The organism is Streptomyces sp. NPDC018031, from assembly GCF_044327625.1.
GTDB lineage: Bacteria > Actinomycetota > Actinomycetes > Streptomycetales > Streptomycetaceae > Streptomyces.
Genome location: NZ_JBIRFT010000008.1, coordinates 71,243 through 87,898, shown reverse-complemented (window position 1 = coordinate 87,898; position 16,656 = coordinate 71,243). Strand labels below are relative to the sequence as shown.

16 protein-coding genes are annotated in these 16,656 nt (G+C 73.6%); 15 read left to right on the top strand and 1 reads right to left on the bottom strand.

The annotated features are described in order from the left end of the window. Positions 1 to 27: 27 nt before the first annotated feature. From dacB to ACH4B3_RS19810, 11 genes are all read left to right on the top strand, one after another. On the top strand, positions 28 to 1,548 hold the full coding sequence (gene dacB / locus ACH4B3_RS19860; protein ID WP_398464316.1) for a D-alanyl-D-alanine carboxypeptidase/D-alanyl-D-alanine-endopeptidase: 1,521 nt from the start codon (positions 28 to 30) through the stop codon (positions 1,546 to 1,548). A 121-nt stretch (positions 1,549 to 1,669) separates the two neighbouring features. Continuing rightward, entirely contained in the window at positions 1,670 to 2,806 is a 1,137-nt protein-coding gene (locus tag ACH4B3_RS19855) for a zinc-dependent metalloprotease (RefSeq protein ID WP_398464314.1), read from the top strand. Between the two features lie 270 nt (positions 2,807 to 3,076). Continuing rightward, complete coding sequence (gene tilS / locus ACH4B3_RS19850; protein WP_398464312.1) at positions 3,077 to 4,246, top strand: tRNA lysidine(34) synthetase TilS; 1,170 nt, start codon at positions 3,077 to 3,079, stop codon at positions 4,244 to 4,246. 64 nt (positions 4,247 to 4,310) lie between these two features. Then, positions 4,311 to 4,850: a hypoxanthine phosphoribosyltransferase gene (gene hpt, locus ACH4B3_RS19845; protein ID WP_398464639.1), complete on the top strand. Its 540-nt coding sequence runs from the start codon at positions 4,311 to 4,313 to the stop codon at positions 4,848 to 4,850. Positions 4,851 to 5,119: 269 nt separating this feature from the next. Beyond that, positions 5,120 to 7,177, top strand: coding sequence for an ATP-dependent zinc metalloprotease FtsH (gene ftsH, locus ACH4B3_RS19840; RefSeq protein ID WP_398464637.1), 2,058 nt, complete (start codon positions 5,120 to 5,122; stop codon positions 7,175 to 7,177). 125 nt (positions 7,178 to 7,302) lie between these two features. Continuing rightward, a complete protein-coding gene (gene folE / locus ACH4B3_RS19835) occupies positions 7,303 to 7,908 on the top strand; it encodes a GTP cyclohydrolase I FolE (RefSeq protein WP_398464310.1) in 606 nt (201 codons plus the stop codon). 284 nt (positions 7,909 to 8,192) lie between these two features. Continuing rightward, positions 8,193 to 9,053, top strand: a complete 861-nt coding sequence (gene folP / locus ACH4B3_RS19830) for a dihydropteroate synthase (RefSeq protein ID WP_398464309.1) — start codon at positions 8,193 to 8,195, stop codon at positions 9,051 to 9,053. Continuing rightward, on the top strand, positions 9,050 to 9,499 hold the full coding sequence (locus tag ACH4B3_RS19825; RefSeq protein ID WP_398464307.1) for a nuclear transport factor 2 family protein: 450 nt from the start codon (positions 9,050 to 9,052) through the stop codon (positions 9,497 to 9,499). The genes folP and ACH4B3_RS19825 overlap by 4 nt, the downstream gene beginning before the upstream one ends. 428 nt (positions 9,500 to 9,927) lie before the next feature. After that, on the top strand, positions 9,928 to 10,287 hold the full coding sequence (gene folB / locus ACH4B3_RS19820; RefSeq protein WP_398464305.1) for a dihydroneopterin aldolase: 360 nt from the start codon (positions 9,928 to 9,930) through the stop codon (positions 10,285 to 10,287). Further along, positions 10,284 to 10,877: a 2-amino-4-hydroxy-6-hydroxymethyldihydropteridine diphosphokinase gene (folK, locus tag ACH4B3_RS19815; protein WP_398464303.1), complete on the top strand. Its 594-nt coding sequence runs from the start codon at positions 10,284 to 10,286 to the stop codon at positions 10,875 to 10,877. Before folB ends, folK begins: the two co-directional genes overlap by 4 nt. Before the next feature lie 139 nt (positions 10,878 to 11,016). Then, complete coding sequence (locus ACH4B3_RS19810) at positions 11,017 to 11,502, top strand: DUF3180 domain-containing protein (protein WP_398464302.1); 486 nt, start codon at positions 11,017 to 11,019, stop codon at positions 11,500 to 11,502. A 43-nt stretch (positions 11,503 to 11,545) separates the two neighbouring features. Here ACH4B3_RS19810 and ACH4B3_RS19805 read toward each other — a convergent pair whose 3' ends face one another. Next, positions 11,546 to 12,736 carry an ABC transporter ATP-binding protein gene (locus tag ACH4B3_RS19805; protein ID WP_398464300.1) on the bottom strand — a complete coding sequence of 397 codons (1,191 nt, stop codon included), beginning with the start codon at positions 12,734 to 12,736 and terminating at the stop codon, positions 11,546 to 11,548. A gap of 113 nt (positions 12,737 to 12,849) precedes the next feature. Between ACH4B3_RS19805 and ACH4B3_RS19800 the strand changes: the two genes are divergently transcribed. The 4 genes from ACH4B3_RS19800 to ACH4B3_RS19785 all read left to right on the top strand — a co-directional run bounded on the left by ACH4B3_RS19800 (position 12,850) and on the right by ACH4B3_RS19785 (position 16,521). Further along, positions 12,850 to 13,551 carry an ABC transporter permease gene (locus ACH4B3_RS19800; RefSeq protein WP_398464298.1) on the top strand — a complete coding sequence of 234 codons (702 nt, stop codon included), beginning with the start codon at positions 12,850 to 12,852 and terminating at the stop codon, positions 13,549 to 13,551. Next, positions 13,551 to 14,282, top strand: a complete 732-nt coding sequence (locus ACH4B3_RS19795) for an ABC transporter permease (protein WP_398464296.1) — start codon at positions 13,551 to 13,553, stop codon at positions 14,280 to 14,282. The genes ACH4B3_RS19800 and ACH4B3_RS19795 overlap by 1 nt, the downstream gene beginning before the upstream one ends. Then, positions 14,279 to 15,283, top strand: coding sequence for an ABC transporter substrate-binding protein (locus ACH4B3_RS19790; RefSeq protein WP_398464294.1), 1,005 nt, complete (start codon positions 14,279 to 14,281; stop codon positions 15,281 to 15,283). The genes ACH4B3_RS19795 and ACH4B3_RS19790 overlap by 4 nt, the downstream gene beginning before the upstream one ends. 83 nt (positions 15,284 to 15,366) lie before the next feature. Further along, entirely contained in the window at positions 15,367 to 16,521 is a 1,155-nt protein-coding gene (locus tag ACH4B3_RS19785) for a hypothetical protein (protein WP_398464292.1), read from the top strand. The last annotated feature ends 135 nt before the right edge of the window (positions 16,522 to 16,656 follow it).

The following is a 16,656-nucleotide window of genomic DNA, read 5'->3' as shown; positions in this document are numbered from 1 at the left end:
TGTGGTGGCGAAAGGGGCTGGTCCAAGGTGCCTGAGGCCAGATCGTGGCAGGTCAGGTGGTGGCGGAACCGGTGGCGGGGCGCCACCGTCGAGCAGCGGGGGACATGGCGGCTGACCGCGCTGTCGGCCGTGGTGGGCACGGCGGTCGCGACCGCGTCGGTGCTCGCGGCCGGGCCGTGGGACTCGGGTCAGCGTACGGCCGAGCGGGCCCGCGCGGCCGGCGCCGGAAGCGGAGGTGGCGAGCGTCACGCCGACGCCCGGACACCGGTGCCCGCCGCCGCCCCGGTGCTGGCCGCCCTCGGCGCGCGGCCCGGGGCGGGCGACCCGGGCACCGGGCGGGGCGTGGTGCCCCCGCCCACCCGGGCGGGGCTGGCCGACGCCCTCGAACCCCTGCTGGACGACCGGGCGCTCGGCCCGGTGCGCAGCGCGTCCGTGGTCGACGCGCGCAGCGGCCGCGAGCTGTACGGGGTCCGGGCGGACGTGCCGGTCACCCCGGCCTCGGTGATCAAGCTGGCCACCGGGGTCGCGGTGCTCTCCGCGCTGGGCCCCGACCACCGGCTGACCACCCGGGTGGTGGCCGCCGGCGGGAACCGGATCGTGCTGGTCGGCGGCGGCGACCCGACGCTCACCGCGCGCGCCGCGGGCGGCTCCGGGGAGGACGCCGACGGCAACCCGGCGAGCCTGCGGGAGCTGGCCGACCACACGGCCCGCGCCCTGAAGGAACGCGGCACCCGCCGGGTCTCCGTCGGCTACGACACCTCGCTCTACACCGGGCCGGTCCGGCACCCGATCGGCCCGAACGAGAACATCTCCCCGGTCACCCCGCTGATGGTGGACGAGGGACGGCTCGACGACAGCGACCACGGCCCGGCCGCCCGCTCCACCGACCCCTCCGGCGACGCGGCCCGCACCTTCGCCGCGATGCTGCGGGACCGCGGCATCACCGTGGACGGCCGGCCGCGCCGCACCACCGCCGGCAAGGACGCCGAGGCGCTGGCCGCGGTCCGCTCCCAGCCGCTGGCCACGCTGGTCGAGCGGATGCTCACGGCCAGCGACAACGACATCGCCGAGGCGCTGGCCCGGCAGACCGCGCTCGCCGGGAAGCGGCCCGCCAGCTTCCGCGGGGCCTCCCAGGCGGTGTCCGAGCGGCTGCGGAAGCTCGGCGTGCCGCTGGACGGGGCCCGGCTGGCGGACGGCAGCGGGCTGGACCGCGCCGACCGGGTCCCGGCCGCGCTGCTCTCCCAGGTGATGGTGCGGGCCGCCGACCCGGACCACCCGGAGCTGCGCGCGGTGCTCACCGGCCTGCCGGTGGCGGGCTTCACCGGCACCCTGCGCGGCAGATACGCGCAGGAGGCGGCGGGGCGCGGCGTGGTCCGGGCCAAGACCGGCACCCTGACCGGGGTGAACACCCTGGCCGGGACGGTCGTCGACGCCGACGGCCGGCTGCTGCTCTTCGCCTTCATGACCACCGGCACCACCGATGCGCACGGGGCCCAGCGCGCCCTGGACCGGCTCGCCTCGACGGTGGCCAACTGCGGCTGCCGGTGACCGCTCGGCGGGGGCGGCCCGCGTGGCCGGGGCGCGGCGCGGGCCGGTACCGGCGGCCCGGTGGCCCGGGCCGCCGGGCTCTGTCCTCCCACACGCCGCTCGCGGCACGTACCGTGAAGCCATGACGAGCATCGGTGGTGCCGAGATGGTCGACTGGAATCTCGCGGTGGCGACCGCGACCCGGCTGGTGCGGCCGGGCCCGGAGGTCAGCCGCGAGGAGGCGCGCGCCGTCGTCGCGGAGCTGCGCAGGCATGCCAAGTCCGCCGAGGAGCATGTGCGGGCGTTCACCCGGCTGGCGCCGGCGGGCGGCCCCGCGGCCGACACCCCGGTCCTGGTGGTGGACCGGGCGGGCTGGGTGAAGGCGAACGTCGCGGGGTTCCGCGAGATCCTGCGCCCGCTGCTGGGGAAGATGGAGGAGCGTCGGGGTGGGGCGCCGGGTGGCGCCGTACTCGGGACGGTGGGCGGCAAGGTGACCGGCGTGGAGCTGGGCATGCTGCTGTCGTTCCTGGCGTCCCGGGTGCTGGGGCAGTACGAGACGTTCGCGCCCGCGACCCGGGAGCTGCCCGCCGGGGCGCCGGGCGGCGGCCGGCTGCTGCTGGTGGCCCCCAACATCGTCCATGTGGAGCGCGAGCTGGACGTGGACCCGCACGACTTCCGGCTCTGGGTGTGCCTGCACGAGGAGACGCACCGCACCCAGTTCACCGCGGTGCCGTGGCTGCGGGACCACCTGGAGTCGGAGATCCAGGCGTTCCTGGGCGAGACCGAGGTGGACCCGGCGACGCTGCTGGAGCGGGTGCGGGAGGCGGCGCAGTCGCTGGCCGGCGGCCGCACGGAGGGCGACGAGGAGCGGGAGCGCGGCGGGCGGAGCATCGTCGAGCTGGTCCAGACGCCGGTGCAGCGCGAGATCCTCGGTCGGCTGACCGCGGTGATGTCGTTGCTGGAGGGGCACGCGGACTTCGTGATGGACGGGGTCGGCCCGGAGGTGGTGCCCTCGGTGGCGGAGATCCGGGAGAAGTTCCAGAAGCGGCGCGCCAACGGTGCGGGGCGGCTGGACCTGGCGCTGCGCCGGCTGCTGGGGCTGGACGCCAAGCTGCGCCAGTACCGCGATGGAGAACGGTTCGTGCGAGCCGTGGTCGATCGGGTCGGTATGGACGGTTTCAACCGGGTCTGGACCTCGCCGAACACGCTGCCGACCAAGGCGGAAATCAGCAAACCGGCGGACTGGATCGCGCGGGTGCACGGTACGGCAGGGGCGTAGCCCCGGCGCCCCTCGTGGCAGGCGAACGCCTCGGCTATCACCCGTCCGAGGGACCGTGGCCGACGGGTAGGCGTGCGATGCTCGGGTAACAGCTCACTTCTGTCACCATCTACGTACTCAGCGTGACGGGAGCTCGTCCGGTCCCGAGGAGGCCCTCCAGGAGCTCCGCACCAGGAACTCCGCGCAGGGCCTCCCCGGCGACATCGGGGAACTCCCCGAAGCACCCGCTCCTTCGAGGCACCCCCTCGATCGACAGATTGGGATACGGACATGGGTCCCCATCCTGCGGTCGCCGCGATACGCCTGGCGGTCCGCCGCGTACTCCACGACCTCCTCGACGACGCACTGCTCGACCCCACCGCCGGGCGTCCCGTGCCGGCCGCCGCGGGCAGCGGCGCGGTGACCACACCCGCGCCCGGCAGCGGCGGCCCGCTGGTGCTCGTCGCCTGCTCCGGCGGCGCGGACTCCATGGCACTCGCCTCCGCCCTCGCCTTCGAAGCCCCCAAGCTCGGCTTCCGCGCCGGCGCGGTCACCGTCGACCACGGCCTGCAGGCCGGTTCCGACGTGCGCGCCGCCGAGGTCGCGGAACGCCTCCGGGGCCTCGGCCTCGACCCGGTGGACGCCGTCGCGGTCACCGTCGGCCGCCCGGTGCGGGTGGCGCACAGCGCCCCGCACGACCCCGCGGACGCCGACCGGGCGGAGTCCCCGGCCGGTGGCGGCCCGCTGCGGGCGAGCGGCGGCCCGGAGGCCGCGGCCCGCGACGCCCGGTACGCCGCCCTGGACGCCGCCGCCGAGCGCCACGGCGCCGTCGCGGTGCTGCTCGGTCACACCCGCGACGACCAGGCCGAAACGGTGCTGCTCGGCCTCGCCCGGGGCTCCGGGACCCGCTCGCTGTCCGGCATGGCCCAGGTCTCCGGGTACCGGGGCCGCTACCGCCGCCCGTTCCTCCAGCTCGACCGGCAGACCGCCCGCCGGGCCTGCCTGGCCCAGTCGCTGCCGGTGTGGGACGACCCACACAACACCGACCCCGCCTACACCCGCTCCCGGGTCCGCCACGAGGCCCTGCCGGTCCTGGAGAAGGCGCTGGGCAAGGGGGTGGTGGAGGCGCTGGCCCGGACCGCCCAGCTCTCCCGTGACGACGCCGACGCGCTGGACGCCTGGGCCGCCCGCGCCGAGGCCGAGGTCCGCGCGGCCGGCGGCGACGAGGGCGGCCGGCTGCTGGACACCACCGCACTGCACGCGCTGCCGCCCGCCGTCCGCCGTCGGGTGCTGCGCCGGGCCGCGATCGCCGCGGGTTCTCCGGCCGGTTCGCTGTTCGCCCGGCACATCGAGGAAGTGGACCGGCTGATCACCGGATGGCGGGGCCAGCGGGCCATCAACCTGCCCGGCCGGGTCGAGGTTCGGCGGCAGGGTGGCAAACTGGTCATCCGGCAGGGCTGAATCCGCCCGAGCCGGACGGATTTCCCGCGGACGAGCGAGAGTGGCACGGGTGGACGAGAAGGACATGGGCACCGACCTCAAGTCGGTCCTGATCACCAAGGACGAGATCGACGCGAAGCTGGCGGAGCTGGCCGCGCGGATCGACGAGGAGTACGCGGGCAAGGATCTGCTCATCGTCGGCGTGCTCAAGGGCGCCGTGATGGTGATGGCCGACCTGGCGCGGGCGCTCTCCTCGCCGGTGACGATGGACTGGATGGCCGTGTCGTCGTACGGCGCGGGCACCCAGTCGTCGGGCGTGGTGCGCATCCTCAAGGACCTGGACACCGACATCAAGGGCCGGCACGTCCTGATCGTCGAGGACATCATCGACTCCGGCCTGACCCTCTCCTGGCTGCTGACGAACCTCAGCTCCCGGGAGCCCGCCTCGCTCAACGTGTGCACGCTGCTGCGCAAGCCGGAGGCGGCCAAGGTCGCCATCGACGTCAAGTGGGTCGGCTTCGACATCCCCAACGAGTTCGTCGTCGGCTACGGCCTGGACTACGCCGAGAAGTACCGCAACCTGCCCTTCGTCGGGACCCTGGCCCCGCACGTCTACGGCGGCTGAGCACCACCGCGGAGCACCCGGCGTCCGCCGCCCGCACCGCCCGGCTCCGCGGCGGGAACCCACAGCGGGTTTCCGCCGTTGGAGCAGGGGAGGAACGGTTTGGATGACCGTCCGCGGCGGCGTCGGGTGACAATGCTGGGGTACCGTCCGAAGGTCAGTCTTTTTCAGGCCGAGTAATACACCGCACGCACAGGCAGCCGTCGGAGAGATCGAAAAGGTTGCCGTGCCTCACTGTGGCAGGAGGGACGGGGCGGCTCCGCCCCGTATGGATGGACGTGAAGCGCTACTTCCGTGGGCCGGTCATGTGGATCGTGCTGGCCGTCCTCGCCGTGGTCGTGTTGATGCAGGTCGTCGGCTCGTCCGGCGGCTACAAGTCGGTGGACACCAGCCAGGTCGTCGAAGCGATCAACAAGAACCGGGTTCAGTCCGCCGAGCTGACGACCGGCGATGATCACAAGATCAAGATCAAGCTCAAGGAGAACGCCGAGAAGATCTCGGGGAGCGACAAGCTCCAGGCCACCTACATCGGTGACCAGGGCGTCGACCTCGCCCGGATCCTCCAGGCGAACTCCGAGAAGGCCGGCGGCATCCCGGACGGGTACGACGTCTCGACGTCGAAGCAGAACCCGTTCGTGGGCATCCTGCTCTCGCTCCTGCCCTTCGTGCTGATCGTCGTCGTCTTCCTGTTCCTGATGAACCAGATGCAGGGCGGCGGCTCCCGGGTCATGAACTTCGGGAAGTCCAAGGCGAAGCTGATCACCAAGGACACCCCGAAGACCACCTTCGCCGACGTGGCAGGCTCGGACGAGGCGGTCGAGGAGCTCCAGGAGATCAAGGAGTTCCTGCAGGAGCCGGCGAAGTTCCAGGCCGTCGGCGCCAAGATCCCCAAGGGCGTGCTGCTCTACGGTCCGCCCGGTACCGGAAAGACGCTGCTCGCGCGTGCCGTCGCGGGCGAGGCGGGCGTGCCGTTCTACTCGATCTCCGGTTCCGACTTCGTCGAGATGTTCGTCGGTGTCGGTGCCTCCCGGGTCCGCGACCTGTTCGAGCAGGCCAAGGCGAACGCCCCGGCGATCGTCTTCGTCGACGAGATCGACGCCGTCGGCCGCCACCGCGGCGCCGGCATGGGCGGCGGTCACGACGAGCGCGAGCAGACGCTGAACCAGCTGCTCGTGGAGATGGACGGCTTCGACGTGAAGGGCGGCGTCATCCTGATCGCCGCCACCAACCGGCCGGACATCCTGGACCCGGCGCTGCTGCGCCCCGGCCGCTTCGACCGGCAGATCGCCGTCGACCGCCCGGACATGCAGGGCCGCCTGGAGATCCTCAAGGTGCACCAGAAGGGCAAGCCGGTCGCCCCGGACGTCGACCTGTCGGCCGTCGCCCGGCGCACCCCCGGCTTCACCGGTGCCGACCTGTCGAACGTGCTGAACGAGGCCGCGCTGCTCACCGCGCGCAGCGACAAGAAGCTGATCGACAACCACTTCCTGGACGAGGCGATCGACCGTGTCGTGGCCGGACCGCAGAAGCGGACCCGGATCATGAGCGACAAGGAGAAGAAGATCACCGCGTACCACGAGGGCGGTCACGCCCTGGTCGCGGCGGCCTCGCCGAACAGCGACCCGGTGCACAAGGTGACGATCCTGTCCCGCGGCCGGGCCCTGGGCTACACCATGGTCCTCCCCGACGAGGACAAGTACTCCACCACCCGCAACGAGATGCTCGACCAGCTCGCCTACATGATGGGCGGCCGGGCGGCGGAGGAACTGGTCTTCCACGACCCGACCACCGGCGCCTCCAACGACATCGAGAAGGCGACCGCGACCGCCCGTGCCATGGTCACCCAGTACGGCATGACCGAGCGGCTCGGCGCGATCAAGTTCGGTTCCGACAACTCCGAGCCGTTCCTGGGCCGTGAGATGGCTCACCAGCGCGACTACTCCGAGGAGGTCGCCGCGCTGGTCGACGAAGAGGTCAAGAAGCTCATCGAGGCCGCGCACAACGAGGCCTGGGAGATTCTGGTCGAGAACCGCGACGTGCTGGACAACCTGGTCCTGGCGCTGCTGGAGAAGGAGACGCTGAACAAGGAGGAGATCGCCGAGATCTTCGCCCCGATCGTCAAGCGCCCGGCCCGCCCGGCGTGGACCGGCTCCTCGCGGCGTACCCCCTCCACCCGCCCGCCGGTGTCCTCGCCGAAGGAGCTGGCGCTGACCAACGGCGTCCAGCAGCCCTCGTCGGGCCTGGCCAAGTCCACCACCGGCGAGGAGGGCGGCAGCGCCGGCACCGCCGGGGCGGACCGCCCGGACGAGCAGAGCAGCACCGAGAGCTGACCGCCGGTGACGGTGGGCGGGCCCGCGGGCCCGCCCACCGCCCCGGAATGAATGCCGCACCACCCAGGTTTTAGCCTGGTGGTGCGGCATTCCGCATGTGTAGGCGCGAGGAACGAGGCACTTCCATGACCGACCCGGTGACGCTGTACGGCGCTGGCCCCATCGGCGAGTTCGACGAGAAGCGGGCCGAGAACGCGGTCCGTGAGCTGCTGCTGGCGGTCGGGGAGGACCCGGACCGGGAAGGGCTCCAGGAGACGCCGGCGCGCGTCGCGCGGGCCTACAAGGAGATCTTCGCCGGCCTCTGGCAGGAGCCGGAGGACGTGCTGTCCACCACCTTCGACCTGGGCCACGACGAAATGGTGCTGGTCAAGGACATCGAGGTGTACAGCACCTGCGAGCACCACCTGGTGCCGTTCCAGGGCGTCGCCCACGTCGGTTACATCCCGTCCCACGACGGCAAGATCACCGGGCTGTCCAAGCTCGCCCGGCTGGTCGACGTCTACGCCCGGCGCCCCCAGGTCCAGGAGCGGCTGACCACGCAGATCGCCGAGTCGCTGGTGCGCATCCTGGAGCCGCGCGGCGTGATCGTCGTCATCGAGTGCGAGCACATGTGCATGTCGATGCGCGGCATACGGAAGCCGGGCGCCAAGACCATCACCTCGGCGGTCCGCGGCCAGCTGCGCGACCCGGCGTCGCGCTCCGAGGCGATGAGCCTGATCATCGGGCGCTGACCGCGGCCGGCCGCACGCCCTCCGGCGGGCCGTGCGCGACGCGCGGCAGCGGACGGAGCGCGACGGCTGCGGTTTCGCCGCGATGCGGGCGGAGCGATTCGTGCCGTCGGTGCCGCCCGGGCGGCTGACCCGGCGCGGGGCCGCACCGGCCCGACCGGGCGGGCCGCGGGCCCACCGCCGCGGTGTGCCGGGCCGCGGCGGACCGGGTGGTGGCCTGACCGCCGGTCCCGCCCGCCGCGCCGCGGGCGCGGGTCGGCGGCCCCCCACCGCCTAGGCTTATGGGTATGAGTACGTTGCGACGCCCCGTCGGACCGGTCGGTCTGCCGCGATGGGACCGGTGCGCGGTGATGGGCGTGGTGAACGTCACGCCCGATTCGTTCTCCGACGGCGGGCAGTGGTTCGACACCGAGCTGGCCGTGAAGCACGGTCTGGACCTGGTCGCCGCCGGCGCCGACCTGATCGACGTGGGCGGCGAGTCCACCCGGCCCGGCGCCTCCCGGGTGGACGAGGCCGAGGAGCTGCGCCGGGTGGTGCCGGTGGTCCGTGAGCTGGCCGCCGCCGGGGTCGTGGTGAGCGTGGACACCATGCGCGCCTCGGTCGCCGAGCGGGCCGTGGCCGCCGGGGCGGCGCTGGTCAACGATGTGAGCGGCGGCCGCGCGGACCCGGCGATGGTGCCGGTGGTGGCCGCCGCCGGGGTGCCGTTCGTGGTGATGCACTGGCGCGGCCAGTCGGTCGACATGGCGGACCGGGCCGTCTACCGGGACGTGGTCGCCGAGGTGCTGGCCGAGCTGCGGGAGAGCCTGGACCGCGCGGTGGACGGCGGGATCGCCCCCGAGGCGATCGTGCTCGACCCCGGGCTGGGCTTCGCCAAGGAGGCCGGGCACGACCTGGCCCTGGTGGCCCGGCTGGCCGAGCTGCGGGCGCTGGGCCGGCCGGTGCTGGTCGCCGCGTCCCGGAAGCGGTTCCTGGGGCGGGTGCTGGCCGGTCCGGAGGGCAGTCCGCCGCCCGCCCGGGAGCGGGATGCCGCGACCGCGGCGGTCACCGCCATCGCGGCCCGGGAGGGGGCCTGGGCGGTGCGGGTGCACGAGGTGCGGGCGAGCGCGGACGCGGTGCGGGTCGTGCGGGCCGTCGAGGGAGCGGTGTGACCCCGCTGACCGACGCCGAGCAGGTGGAACTGGCGAACACCGCGCTGTACGAGGCGATGGAGCGGGGCGACCAGGACGCCCTGGAGCGGCTCTGGCTGGAGGGTGACGTCAGCTGTGTGCACCCCGGCTGGCCGGTGCTGCGCGGGCGCGGCGAGGTACTCCGCTCCTATGCGCTGATCATGGCCAACACCGACTACATCCAGTTCTTCCTGACCGACGTCGAGGTGTCGGTGGCCGGTGACACCGCCCTAGTGACCTGTACCGAGAACATCCTCAGCGGGGCGCCGGCGGAGGAGGAGGGCCAGCTGGGGCCGCTCATCGGGCAGCTGGTGGTGGCCACCAACGTGTTCCGCCGGACGCGGGACGGCTGGCGGGTGTGGTCCCACCACGGTTCGCCGGTGCTGGCCGAGGAGGAGTCCGAGGAGCCGACGGAGCCCGGGGACTGAGCCGCGGGTGCCGCCGTCCGGTGAAGCCCCCGGCGCGCCCGGCGGCGCCGTTCCCCGCACCGCCGGCCGGCGGCGCGGGGGAGCCGGCCGGGCCGGTGGCGGTGTGTCGCGGTCCGTTGCCGGAACGTTCCCGGAACGGTCGGGGGAGCGTTGCCCGGCCGCCATGGCGGCGTCAGCACAATGGGCAGCCGTCCACCCGTTCGAGTCGTGGGGCGACCGGGTAAGGAGTGATGCACAGGGAGTGCGGGTAGGTGGCCCGCCCGGGCGTCCCACCTGGGGTGGAGCGGCCGGCCGGGGGCCGTGCGCACGTGCCGCCGGCACACGCGGGTAGATTCGAACCCGGGGTCACCCCCGTCCAGCACCCGCCCAGGGGTGCCGCCGCAGACCGGTGCGGACCGCCGCGCCGACGACCAGCAGGAGTGTTTCAGGTGGATCGTGTCGCGCTGCGCGGCCTCAGGTGCCGCGGGTACCACGGGGTGTTCGAGCACGAGCGCGCGGAGGGCCAGGTCTTCGTGGTCGACCTGGTCCTGAGCCTGGACGCCCGGCCCGCGGCGGCCGGGGACGACCTCAGCCGGACCGTGCACTACGGCGTCGTGGCCGAGGAGGTCGTGGCCGTGGTGGAGGGGGAGCCGGTCGACCTGATCGAGACCCTGGCCGAGCGGATCGCCCAGCAGTGCCTGAAGCACGAAGCGGTGCGCGAGGTGGAGGTGGTGGTCCACAAGCCGGACGCCCCGATCACCGTGCCCTTCGACGACGTGTCCATCACCATCACCCGGAGCCGAGTATGAGCAGCAGCGACCCGACCGTGCAGCCCGTCCCCGCAGCCGTGGTGGAGCAGGTGGACGCGGCCGACGTGACCTTGCACAACCCCAAGCGGGCGGTGATCGCTCTGGGCAGCAACCTGGGCAACCGGCTGGAGACCCTGCAGGGCGCCGTCGACGCGCTGGAGGACACCCCCGGGCTGCGGGTCAAAGCGGTCTCGCCGGTCTACGAGACGGAGCCGTGGGGGGTCGATCCGGGCAGCCAGCCGTCGTACTTCAACGCGGTGGTGCTGGTGAAGACGACGCTGCCGCCGAGTTCGCTGCTGGAGCGCGGACACGCCATCGAAGAGGCGTTCGACCGGGTCCGCGACGAGCGCTGGGGGCCGCGCACCCTGGACGTGGACATCGTGGCCTACCAGGACGTGCTGCTGGACGGGCCGGAGCTCACCCTGCCGCACCCCCGCGCCCATGAGCGGGCCTTCGTCCTGGTGCCGTGGCACGACGTGGACCCGGAGGCCGAGGTGCCGGGCCGGGGCGCGGTGGCGCGGCTGCTGGACGAGGTCGACGGCACCGGGGTCGCCCCGCGCGCCGACCTGGAACTGCGACTGCCCGAGTAGGCGTTTCCCCCATGGCCCGCCGCCCCGGTAGTTTCGGGGGCAGCTGGGACGTACGACGGACGTACGACGGGAGCCGGTGCCGGCCGACGGGTGTCGGGCCGTACCGCAGGGAACGCTGAACGTGAGGGGCGACCGCTCGGTGAGCCAACTTCGGATCGGGGTGCTGGTCGGGCTGTTCGCCGCGGCCGGCGTGGTGTCGTGGGCGGGCGCCCGGCTGTGGGACTCGATGGGCACGCTGCCGACCGTGCCGGTGGCCGCGCCCATCGTGCTCGGGGTGATCGCCGCCGTGCTGGCGGCCACCGCGTTCTCGCTGCGGGCCAGGCTCCGCGCCCAGCGGGAGCGCCGGCCGGGCGCGAAGGGCGTCGACCCGCTGCTGGCCGCCCGCGCGGTGGTCTTCGGGCACGCCAGCGCCCTGGTGTCGGCGCTGATCGCCGGCCTCTACGGCGGGGTGGGGGTCTTCCTGCTGATGCACCAGCTGGACGTCCCGGCCCGCCGCGACCAGGCGATCTACGCGGGCGCCTCGGTGGTCGCGGCCGCCGGGGTGATCGCCGCGGCGTTCTTCCTGGAGCGGGTGTGCCGGCTCCCCGAGGACGACGACAAGCAGCCCGGCGGGGTCACCGCCTAGCGGGGCGGTGCCCGGGCGGCGGGCCGGGCCGCGGCGCGGCCCGTCAGTCGCCGTTGACCGTCTCCAGGGCCACGTCCGAGCGGGCGATGTCGTTGGCGTCGGCGTCGATCGAACGGCGCAGCGCCTCGTGCAGCCGGGCCGGGGTGAGGACGCCGAGGAACCGCTCGCCGTCGAGCACCGCGATCCAGCCCGCGTCGTGCTGGAGCATCGTGCTGAACGCCTGCTTCAGCGGCGCGCCGACCGGCAGCCACGCCTCCATCCGGCGGGCCCGGTCGCGCACCGTCCCGCCGTCGCCGCCGCCCTCGGTGGGGGCGTCGCCGGCGGCCGCGCCCGTCGCCTCGGCGGCGATCCAGCCGTGCAGCCGGTCGGCGTCGTCCAGGACGACCGCCCAGCGGGCTCCGTCGGCGGCCAGCCGGGCGGCGGCCTTGCGCAGCGGGTCGTCGAGATGGACGACCGGCGGCTGCTCCAGGTCACCGGGCTCGATGGGGGTGACCGAGAGCCGCTTCAGCCCGCGGTCGGCGCCGACGAAATCGGCCACGTACGGGGTGGCCGGGGCGCCCAGCACCGTGGCGGGTGAGTCGAACTGCTCGATCCGCCCGGCGCCGTAGACCGCGATGCGGTCACCCAGCCGCACCGCCTCCTCGATGTCGTGGGTGACGAACAGCACCGTCTTGCGCACCTGGGACTGGAGCCGCAGGAACTCCGTCTGGAGGTGCTCGCGGACCACCGGGTCGACCGCGCCGAACGGCTCGTCCATCAGCAGGACGGGCGGGTCGGCGGCGAGCGCGCGGGCGACGCCCACCCGCTGCCGCTGCCCGCCGGAGAGCTGGTCGGGGTAGCGGTCGCCGTACACCGCGGGGTCGAGGCCGACCAGGTCGAGCAGTTCGGCGGCGCGGGCCCGCGCCTTCTGCCGCTGCCAGCCCAGCAGGTGCGGGACGGTGGCGGTGTTCTCCAGCACGGTCTTGTGCGGGAAGAGGCCCACCTGCTGGATCACGTAGCCGATGCGCCGGCGCAGTCTCACCGGGTCGGTGCGGGCGATGTCCTGCCCGTCCAGCAGGATCCGGCCACTCGTCGGCTCGATGAGCCGGTTGACCATCTTCATGGTGGTGGTCTTGCCGCAGCCGGACGGTCCGACGAGCGTGACCAGCTCCCCCTCCGCCACCTCGAAGGACAGGTCGTCCACCGCGGTCGTCCCGTCGGCGTAGCGCTTGGTGACGTGCTCGAAACGGATCATGGCTCCCCATTGTGGCCGCATTACCGGCAGACATTGTTGCTGTTGTGTGGCGGTCGGACGAGATTGTCGGCGTCCGGCGATAGGGTCAACGGGAATTGACGGGGAGGTGGGCCGTGGCGCAGGGGAACTGCCTGATCGCCAACGAGTGGATCTGCGGCGAATACGTGCGGACGCGCAGCGAGGAGCTGACCGACGCCACCGTCCAGCATGTGGGCATTACGCTCGCGTCGGTCGCGATCGGCCTTCTGGTGGCATTTCCGCTGGCCCTGCTGGCCCGTCGCTGGCGCTTCGTGGCCGGGCCGGTGCTGAGCCTGACGACTATTCTGTACACCGTCCCCTCACTCGCGATGTTCTCGCTGCTGCTGCCGGTATTCGGGCTGTCGGCGTCGGTCGTGGTGACCGGTCTGGTGCTGTATTCGCTCACCGTCCTGGTGCGGAACATCATGGCCGGGCTGGCGTCGGTGCCCGAGGACGCCCGGGAGGCCGCCCGCGGCATGGGGTACGGCCCGCTGCGGATGCTGTTCGGGGTGGAACTCCCGCTGGCCCTGCCGGCCCTGATGGCCGGTCTGCGGATCACCACGGTGTCCACCATCTCGCTCACCACGGTCGGCGCCATCATCGGCTACGGCGGGCTGGGCAATCTGATCTACGAGGGGATGCGCACCTTCTTCAAGGCCCAGGTGCTCACCGCCTCGGTGCTCTGCGTGGCGCTGGCCGTCGTGGCGGACCTGCTGCTGCTCGGTGTGCAACGGCTGCTGACCCCGTGGAGCCGGAAGCGGGGCCGGGGCCAGGCGCGGAAGCGGGAGGTGGCCTGATGGGTGTCGTCGGGGACGCCTGGAGCTGGTTGACCACCGCGGCGCACTGGTCGGGCGAGGGGGGTGTGTGGCACCGGCTCGGCGAGCACCTGTACCTCACCTTCGTGTCGCTGGCGATCGCCTGCCTGGTCGCGCTCCCCGTGGCGGTGCTGCTCGGCCACATCGGCAAGGGCGGTGCCATCGCCGTCAACGTCTCCAACGCGGGACGCGCGGTGCCCACCTTCGCGGTGCTGGTACTGCTGCTCCTCAGCCCGCTGGGCCGGCACGGGGACCTGCCGACCATCCTCGCCCTGGTGCTGTTCGCCATCCCGCCGCTGCTCACCAACGCGTACGTCGGGATGCGGGAGGTGGACCGGGAGGTCGTGGAGGCGGCCCGGGGCATGGGGATGACCGGCGGTCAGCTGATCGCCCGGGTGGAACTCCCGCTCGCCTTCCCGCTGCTGATGACCGGGGTGCGGACGGCCGCGGTGCAGGTGGTGGCGACCGCCACGCTCGCCGCCCTGCCGGGTGGCGGCGGGCTGGGCCGGATCATCACCGCGGGCTTCCGGCTCACCGACACGCCGCAGGTGGTGGCGGGGGCCGTGCTGGTGGCGGCGCTGGCGCTGCTGGTGGAGCTGGTGTTCGTGGTGCTGCAGCGGCTGCTGGACCCGATGCGGCGGCGGCCGGGGCGCACTCCGGACACGCCGCGGCGTCCTACCGACCTGAAAACGAGGGAGAGGGAAACCGTATGACCCAGAGCACTCGGCCCGCCGCCCGTCCGGCCCGGGCGCGTGCCGTCCGGACCGTCATCGCCGTCGCCGGCGCCGTCGTGCTGACGGCCGGGCTGGCCGCGTGCGGCGGCGACAGCCTGGAGGAGTCCGGGGACGGGGGCGGCGGCGCCAAGAAGGCCGGCGGCAAGGGATCGCTGGTGATCGGCTCGGCGTCGTTCACCGAGTCCCGGGTCCTCGCCGAGCTGTACGCGCAGGTCCTGGACGCCGCGGGCTACGGGACGTCGATCAAGACCGTCGACACGCGCGAGCTGTACGAACCGGCCCTGGAGCGGGGCCAGATCGACATCGTGCCGGAGTACGCCGCCACGCTCGCGGAGTTCCTCAACCACAAGGCGAACGGCAGCGACGCCGACCCGGTCGCGTCGCCCGACATCGACACCACGATGACGGCGCTGCGGAAGCTCGCCGAGCCGCGCGGACTGAAGGTGCTGCCGGCGGGTCGGGCGGTCGACCAGAACGCCTTCGCGGTGCGCAAGGACTTCGCCGAGGAGCACGACCTCAAGACGCTCTCGGATCTCGGGAAATCGAAGCAGAAGATCACCCTGGCGGCGGGTGACGAATGCCCGAAGCGGCCGTTCTGCCAGCCGGGTCTGGAGAAGACCTACGGGATCGACATCGACGGAATCGATCCGCTGGACGTCGGGAGTGTGCAGGCCAAGCAGGCGGTCAAGGACGGCAAGGACGAAATGCTGCTGACCGTCACCACCGACGCCACGCTCGATCAGTTCGGGCTGGTGCTGCTGGAGGACGACAAGAACCTCCAGAACGCGGACAACGTGCTGCCGGTGGTGAATGCCGACTCGGCGGCTTCGAAGGAGATCGAGGCCGCCCTGAACAAGATCACCGATGTGCTGACGACGGCGGATCTCACCGAACTCAACAAGAAGGTTGATGCCGAGCGGCTCAAGCCTGCCGACGTCGCGGCCGACTACCTGAAGGAGAAGGGACTGCTGGCGAAGTAAACCCGCGGGGAAATGTGGATTTCGGGGAAGAGTTTGCCCGGGCACGCTCCCAAGCGTCCCGTACGCACGGTAAGTTTCAGGCCATGCCACGTGGACGCCACCGTCAATCCCCACCCCTGCACAAACTGCTTCCTCCGCTGTCGGTCGCAGCCGCGTCCATGGTCTGCGCAGCCGCCGCGCTGGTGGTCGGCGAGACCGCCGTGATCCGTGGACTCGCGGTGGCCGCGAGCGCGGCCGCGGTGGTCGGCGCGGTCCTGCTGCGGGCCTGGGACCGCGCCGCGGGCAAACGCGTCGCCGAGCTGACTCAGGCCCGGACCCGCGAGGAATGGCGTACCGAGGAGCGCGTCGCGGAGCTGGAGGCGGACGCCGAGGAGTCCCGCGAGATCCGCGAGGCGCTCAACACCAAGCTCCGCGCCAAGCGCGCGGAGCTGGCCCGGCTCCGCAACGAACACGCCGAGCTGCTCCGCCGGTACGCCACCGCGGAGACCGAGCGGGCCCGTGCGCTGGAGACCGGCCGCCGGCTCGCGCTGGACGCGGCGCCCGGCGACGCGCGGACCGCCGGACCGGGCTCCGACGCGGCCGCCGGTGCCCCGGCGGAAGCGCCCGCCGGCGCGGGGGTGCCGCTGGACGCGGAGGTCTACCGGCGCGCCGCCCTCGCGCTGCGCCGGCTGGCCGGCGACGCCGAGCCGGCCGACGGCCGGGTCCCGGTACCGCCGGCGCGGACCGCGGCCGCCGGGCCGGTCACCCCGGACGCAGGTGCCGGCGCGGCGCCGCTGACCGGCGGGACCGCTGTGGCCGGGCAGCCGGCCGGGGCGGCGGACCGACCGGCGGAGACCACGGGCGACGGCGACCGGCCGGACGTGCCGCGGGCGGCGGCCGGCCGTGGTGACGCCGCCGCGCCGGAGGCGGCCGCAGCGGGCACGGCGCCGCGGGACCGGACCGCGGCGGAGGCACCCCCGGTCCGGCGGAACACCGCCACCGGCGTCGTCCCGTACGCCGCCGCCCGCCGGGCCGCCGCCCGCGCGGAAGGCACCTTCGACTTCTTCGGCACCCAGAAGCAGCCGCCGCAGGCCGCTCGGCCGGCGGAGGCGACCGAGGAGGACCTCGCCGACGTGGTGGGCGCGGAGGCGCTCGCCGAGCAGGCGAAGGAGCGCGAGACGGGCGAGGTCATCGACCTGACCGCGCACGACGAGACCGAGCAGATCGACGTGGCCGAGCTGCGCAGCGCGATCTCCTGACCGCGGGCCGCCTCCGGGCACCCGACGGACTCTCCGGCGGACCGGCCGCCCTCGCCCCCCGGGGCGGGCGGCCGGTCCGCCGTCGTCGTCGTCCCGGGGCCGCGCCGGCCACTTGTCCCGGAGCCGTGCCGGCCA

Coding starts and splice junctions, on each gene's coding strand:
- ACH4B3_RS19855 (WP_398464314.1), top strand. CDS start 1,670: ATGACGAGCATCGGTGGTGCCGAGATGGTCGACTGGAATCTCGCGGTG.
- tilS (WP_398464312.1), top strand. CDS start 3,077: ATGGGTCCCCATCCTGCGGTCGCCGCGATACGCCTGGCGGTCCGCCGC.
- hpt (WP_398464639.1), top strand. CDS start 4,311: ATGGGCACCGACCTCAAGTCGGTCCTGATCACCAAGGACGAGATCGAC.
- ftsH (WP_398464637.1), top strand. CDS start 5,120: ATGGACGTGAAGCGCTACTTCCGTGGGCCGGTCATGTGGATCGTGCTG.
- folE (WP_398464310.1), top strand. CDS start 7,303: ATGACCGACCCGGTGACGCTGTACGGCGCTGGCCCCATCGGCGAGTTC.
- folP (WP_398464309.1), top strand. CDS start 8,193: ATGAGTACGTTGCGACGCCCCGTCGGACCGGTCGGTCTGCCGCGATGG.
- folK (WP_398464303.1), top strand. CDS start 10,284: ATGAGCAGCAGCGACCCGACCGTGCAGCCCGTCCCCGCAGCCGTGGTG.
- ACH4B3_RS19805 (WP_398464300.1), bottom strand. CDS start 12,736: ATGATCCGTTTCGAGCACGTCACCAAGCGCTACGCCGACGGGACGACC.
- ACH4B3_RS19795 (WP_398464296.1), top strand. CDS start 13,551: ATGGGTGTCGTCGGGGACGCCTGGAGCTGGTTGACCACCGCGGCGCAC.
- ACH4B3_RS19790 (WP_398464294.1), top strand. CDS start 14,279: ATGACCCAGAGCACTCGGCCCGCCGCCCGTCCGGCCCGGGCGCGTGCC.
- ACH4B3_RS19785 (WP_398464292.1), top strand. CDS start 15,367: ATGCCACGTGGACGCCACCGTCAATCCCCACCCCTGCACAAACTGCTT.